Origin of the sequence: Arthrobacter sp. (assembly GCF_031988865.1) — a bacterium.
In the GTDB taxonomy this organism is placed as follows: Bacteria; Actinomycetota; Actinomycetes; order Actinomycetales; family Micrococcaceae; genus Arthrobacter_B.
Window position 1 is genome coordinate 1 of record NZ_DALZXY010000025.1, and the last position, 4,827, is coordinate 4,827.

Genomic DNA, 4,827 nt, shown 5'->3' on the forward strand with positions numbered 1-4,827 from the left:
TCCGAGGGTCATGCTGAGCTCAGTGAGGAAAACCATAGGACAAATCATCCGGTATCGGCGTTCAAATTGGCCGGAACGCTCAATGACGCATGTCGCATCGGTCCGTAGCGTGTGTCCAGGACCCAACTGCATCCGCCGGTGCCGCAGCCGCGGAGCCCGCAGCCGCATTTCAGAAAGTGAAGAAACCTCATGAGTGTTGCCTCCGCCCAGACCCCTGCCGGGGAGACCCTGGAACCGGCCGATCTGATCGACTTCGACTCGCTGCTCACCGGCGAGGAACTTGCGCTGCGGGCCGAAGTCCGGGCGTTCGTTGACGAGGCGATCCGCCCCAACATCGCCGGCTGGTTTGAGGCAGCGCACTTCCCGCTTGAAATCGTCCCCGAAATGGGTCGGCTTGGGCTGCTGGGCATGCACCTCCAGGGTTACGGCTGCGCCGGACGCTCCGCCGTCGAATATGGCCTGGCCGGCGCCGAGCTGGAAGCCGGCGACTCCGGGCTGCGGACGTTCGTCTCCGTGCAGGGATCGCTGGCGATGAGCGCCATCTCCAAATGGGGTTCCGAAGAGCAGAAATCCCGCTGGCTGCCCGGCATGGCAAAGGGTGAAACGATCGGCTGCTTCGGACTGACTGAGCCGACCGCCGGTTCCGATCCGTCCGCTATGAAGACCTTCGCCCGCCGTGACGGCGATGATTGGGTGCTGAACGGGACGAAGCGCTGGATCGGGCTGGCCAACGTCGCCTCCGTGGCCGTGATCTGGGCGCAGACCGAGAACGGGGTCCGCGGCTTCGTGGTGCCCACCGATACCAAGGGTTTCTCCGCCACCCCGATCGAACAGAAGCTCTCCATGCGGGCCAGCATCCAGTGTGAGATCGAGCTGGCCGACGTCCGGCTGCCAGCCGACGCGCTGCTGCCGGAGGCCACCGGCCTGCGCGGCCCATTCTCCTGCCTCAACGAGGCCCGCTACGGGATTGTCTGGGGAGCCATGGGCGCTGCCCGGGATTCCTTCGAGGCAGCGCTGGCGTACTCCAAGGACCGGCTGCAGTTCGACAAGCCGCTCGCGGGCTACCAGCTCACCCAGCAGAAGCTGGTGGATATGGCGCTGGAGATCAACAAGGGGTTCCTGCTGGCCCTGCACCTTGGCCGGCTCAAGGATGCCGGCAAGCTCCAGAACCACCAGATTTCCGTGGGCAAGCTCAACAACGTGCGCGAAGCCATCGCCATCGCCCGGGAAGCGCGGACGATCCTCGGCGGCAACGGAATCACCCTGGACTATTCACCGCTGCGACACGCGAACAACCTCGAGTCCGTCCGCACGTATGAAGGCACCGATGAGGTGCACACCCTGATCCTGGGCCAGCGGCTCACGGGTATCCCGGCATTCCGCTGACGCAGGAGGAGGTAGCGTAAATAGCTGCTCCACCCGTTGATGCCCCCGGAGGACATGCCTGTATGCCTGAGCACCGCCTGAGCAACTCCAGCTACCTCTGTGGCGGCACGGCCTGGGACGCCTACGGTGCCGACCTGTTGCTCCAGGCACCGGACGGCACAGCGGAGCGGCTGCCGTTGCGTCCCGGAGCTGAGCTGCGCTTCCGCATCCGCTCCGAAGCGCCGCGGTACTGCCTGGGCTACGAGCTGGTGCGCGAATCCGGCCGGGAGTCCCATGCCTGCCCGGCGCAGGCCCCGGCCGAGCGCGGGTACCAGTGCGGGAGCTGTTTCGCCCGGGACGAAGCGCGGCTGATGCATAACAGCCACCGCGGGGGACCGCTTCCCGCTGGATTGAGGAACTACCTGGCCGGGCCGCAATGGCTGTATATCGCCACCTTCGCCAACGGCACCACCAAGGTAGGGACGGCCGCGGAGAAACGGCGGGTCCTGCGCCTTACGGAACAGGGCGCCGTCGCCGCGCAGTACGTGGCCCGCACTACGGATGGGCTGCGGGTCCGGGTCCTGGAGGACACGGTGTCTTCGGCGCTCGGCCTGCCACAGGCTGTCCGGTCGGGAAGCAAATGTGCTGCACTGGCAGCCCCGCTTCCCGCGGAATCCGTGGCGGAGATCAACATCGGCCACGCCGAGGCAGCGCGGGCGCTGCTCTTCACCCTGGATCCGGCAGGCTTCGAGGTGGTGAAGGACACCTGGACCCCTCCACAGGCCTTCGCCGATGTGCTCGGTCAGCCCGCCGGGGTCTATCCGCTGCCGCTCACGGCCGGCGAGCACGGCCTGCTGATCCGCGGAATGCTCGGGCCCACCGCCCTTGTGGCGACCGACGACGTCGGGCTTTCCTTCCTTGCCGACCTCACCCAGCTCAAGGGGCAACGGCTCGAACTGGGCGGTTTCCAGAGCGAACTGCCTGCCCTTCAGGAAGCGCTGTTCTAAGCGGCCCCCGTTGTGGGAACTGTTACACCGAACCCCCTGGTTTCTTTCTGGCAAGCGCCCCGACTGTATTCTGAAACCATGGTTAACACGCCTTGGGAAACCGGATCTCCGTTGTACCGCCGCCTCGTTGTCACAGCACTCTCTGTTACCGGCGCCGGAATCCTGATGGTCCTCCTCGGTGCCGTGACCAATCAGCAAATCGTTATGTACCTCGCCCTCCCGGTGATCGTGGTGGGGATGAGCGTGCACCTGAGCGGTATGGTGGTGCGTGCCCGCGACGCCCGACGCCGGATGAAGGGAAACAAATGAGCATCAACCCCGACCTGCAGGGCCGCAGGTACCCGGCCGGTGAGCCCTACCAGGTAGGACGGGAAAAGATCCGTGAGTTCGCCCGGGCCGTGAAAGCGACCCATCCGGCGCATTTCGACACCGCCGCGGCCGAGGCGCTCGGCTACCCGGACCTGCTCGCCCCGCCAACCTTCGCGATCATCGTGGCCCAGCAGGCCGACGCCCAGCTGATCAATGATCCCGAGGCCCGGATCGACTTCACCCGCGTGGTTCACGCCGACCAGCGGTTCACCCACCACCGGCCCATCGTCGCCGGGGACGAACTCCTGGCAGAACTCCACGTTGACTCGGTACGGGCCATGGGCGACGGCGCCCTGATCAGCACCCGTGCCGAAATCTCCACGGTGGAAGGCGAAAAAGTGGCCACCACAGTCTCATCCATCCTCGTCCGGGGAGAGGGCCAGTAACCATGTCCATAGCGCTCAGTGAACTGGCGGCCGGCCAGGAAATCGGCAGCACCACCATCGAGATCAGCCGCGCGGACCTGGTCCGCTACGCCGGCGCCTCCGGCGACTTCAACCCGATCCACTGGAACGAACGCTTCGCCCGTTCGGTGGAACTGCCCGGCGTGATCGCGCACGGTATGTTCACCATGGGTGCTGCCGTCCAGCTGGTCACCGACTGGATCGGCGACCCCGGAGCCGTCCTGGACTACCAGACCCGCTTCACCCGGCCGGTCCTGGTGGAAGACCTCGACGACGCTCCCGGCGCGGTAGTGGACGTCACCGGCACCATCGGTGCCATCGATGCTGACAACTCCACCGCGAGGGTGGACCTCACCGTCACGTTCAACGGCCAGAAGGTCCTGGTCAAGGCGCAGGCGGTTGTCCGGATCTGGTGAGCGCACTGACTTCGATGCAGCTGGCATCACTCACCACCTCCCGCGTGGGCGGACCCGCACGCCGCTACCTCAACGCCGAAACACCGGATGAACTCATCAGCATGGTGCGCGCGGCAGACGAGGCCTCCGAACCGCTGCTGATCATCGGCGGAGGCTCCAACCTGCTGATCTCCGACGCCGGCTTCGACGGCGCCGTGGTCCACGTCGGCAACCGCGGCATTGACATCCGCAACGGCAAGGGCGGCACCGCGATCATCGAAGCGCAGGCGGGCCATCCCTGGGATGAACTCGTTGCCTTCACCGTCGCGGAGGGGTACTCCGGGCTGGAAGCACTCTCCGGCATCCCCGGCTTGGCCGGTGCGACGCCGGTGCAGAACGTGGGCGCCTACGGCTCGGACGTCTCGCACAGCATCGTTTCCGTCCAGACCTGGGACCGCGAGGCCCGGCAGCAGCGCCGGTTCGGAGCGGCGGAACTCGAGTTTGGCTACCGGGATTCGCTTCTGAAGCGCACCACCGTGAACGGATCGCCGCGGCATGTGGTCCTGAGTGTGGAATTTACTCTCACCCAGGGATCCACCAGTGCCCCGATCCGCTACGCCGAGCTGGCCCGCGCCCTCGGCGTCGAGGTGGGGGACACCGCCAACGCCGCTGACGTGCGCCGGGAAGTGCTGCGGCTGCGTGCCGGCAAAGGCATGGTTGTGGACGCCGCGGATCCGGACACCTACAGCACCGGTTCCTTCTTCACCAACCCGATCCTCCCGGCACCCGCAGCCGACAGCCTGCCGGACGAGGCGCCCCGCTATCCGGTCGCCGATCCGGGCATGGTCAAGCTCAGCGCCGCCTGGCTGATCGAGCACGCCGGCTTCGGCAAGGGCTTCGGGCTGCCCGGGCGCCCGGGCAGCGAAATCGCCGGCGGGCGGGCGTCCCTGTCCGCCAAACACACCCTTGCCGTGACGAACCGCGGCGACGCCTCGGCCGAAGACCTGCTGGCAATCGCACGGGCCGTGGCCGACGGCGTCGAGCAGGCGTTTGGTATTCGGCTGCAGCCGGAGCCGCTGCTGATCGGCTGCGCTCTCTAGCGTTCGGTCCGCAGCGCCGTTCCTCCTCAACGCGGCACCTCCTTAGCGCCCCTATACGCCGCACCTCCTTAGCGCCGCGCCTCCTGAGCTCCGCGCCGACGCAGGTTCCCACCGAGTGTGACTGTTGAGCCTGATGGGGCCACACCAGACACACCAACCACATTCAGTGGGAACCTGGGAAGGCTGG

General features: G+C 66.7%; 6 protein-coding genes. All 6 read left to right on the plus strand.

The window, feature by feature from the left end:
- Positions 1–189: 189 nt before the first annotated feature.
- The 6 genes from RTN46_RS06720 to RTN46_RS06745 all read left to right on the plus strand — a co-directional run bounded on the left by RTN46_RS06720 (position 190) and on the right by RTN46_RS06745 (position 4,640).
- Positions 190–1,386, plus strand: a complete 1,197-nt coding sequence (locus RTN46_RS06720) for an acyl-CoA dehydrogenase family protein (protein WP_312180037.1) — start codon at positions 190–192, stop codon at positions 1,384–1,386.
- A gap of 62 nt (positions 1,387–1,448) precedes the next feature.
- Entirely contained in the window at positions 1,449–2,372 is a 924-nt protein-coding gene (locus tag RTN46_RS06725; protein WP_312180038.1) for a DUF2797 domain-containing protein, read from the plus strand.
- 78 nt (positions 2,373–2,450) lie between these two features.
- Entirely contained in the window at positions 2,451–2,681 is a 231-nt protein-coding gene (locus RTN46_RS06730; protein WP_312180040.1) for a hypothetical protein, read from the plus strand.
- On the plus strand, positions 2,678–3,127 hold the full coding sequence (locus RTN46_RS06735; RefSeq protein WP_312180041.1) for a MaoC family dehydratase N-terminal domain-containing protein: 450 nt from the start codon (positions 2,678–2,680) through the stop codon (positions 3,125–3,127). The genes RTN46_RS06730 and RTN46_RS06735 overlap by 4 nt, the downstream gene beginning before the upstream one ends.
- A 2-nt stretch (positions 3,128–3,129) precedes the next feature.
- Positions 3,130–3,561, plus strand: coding sequence for a MaoC family dehydratase (locus RTN46_RS06740; RefSeq protein WP_312180042.1), 432 nt, complete (start codon positions 3,130–3,132; stop codon positions 3,559–3,561).
- A 5-nt stretch (positions 3,562–3,566) separates the two neighbouring features.
- Entirely contained in the window at positions 3,567–4,640 is a 1,074-nt protein-coding gene (locus tag RTN46_RS06745) for a UDP-N-acetylmuramate dehydrogenase (protein ID WP_312180089.1), read from the plus strand.
- The last annotated feature ends 187 nt before the right edge of the window (positions 4,641–4,827 follow it).

Coding starts and splice junctions, on each gene's coding strand:
- RTN46_RS06740 (WP_312180042.1), top strand. CDS start 3,130: ATGTCCATAGCGCTCAGTGAACTGGCGGCCGGCCAGGAAATCGGCAGC.
- RTN46_RS06725 (WP_312180038.1), top strand. CDS start 1,449: ATGCCTGAGCACCGCCTGAGCAACTCCAGCTACCTCTGTGGCGGCACG.
- RTN46_RS06735 (WP_312180041.1), top strand. CDS start 2,678: ATGAGCATCAACCCCGACCTGCAGGGCCGCAGGTACCCGGCCGGTGAG.
- RTN46_RS06730 (WP_312180040.1), top strand. CDS start 2,451: ATGGTTAACACGCCTTGGGAAACCGGATCTCCGTTGTACCGCCGCCTC.
- RTN46_RS06720 (WP_312180037.1), top strand. CDS start 190: ATGAGTGTTGCCTCCGCCCAGACCCCTGCCGGGGAGACCCTGGAACCG.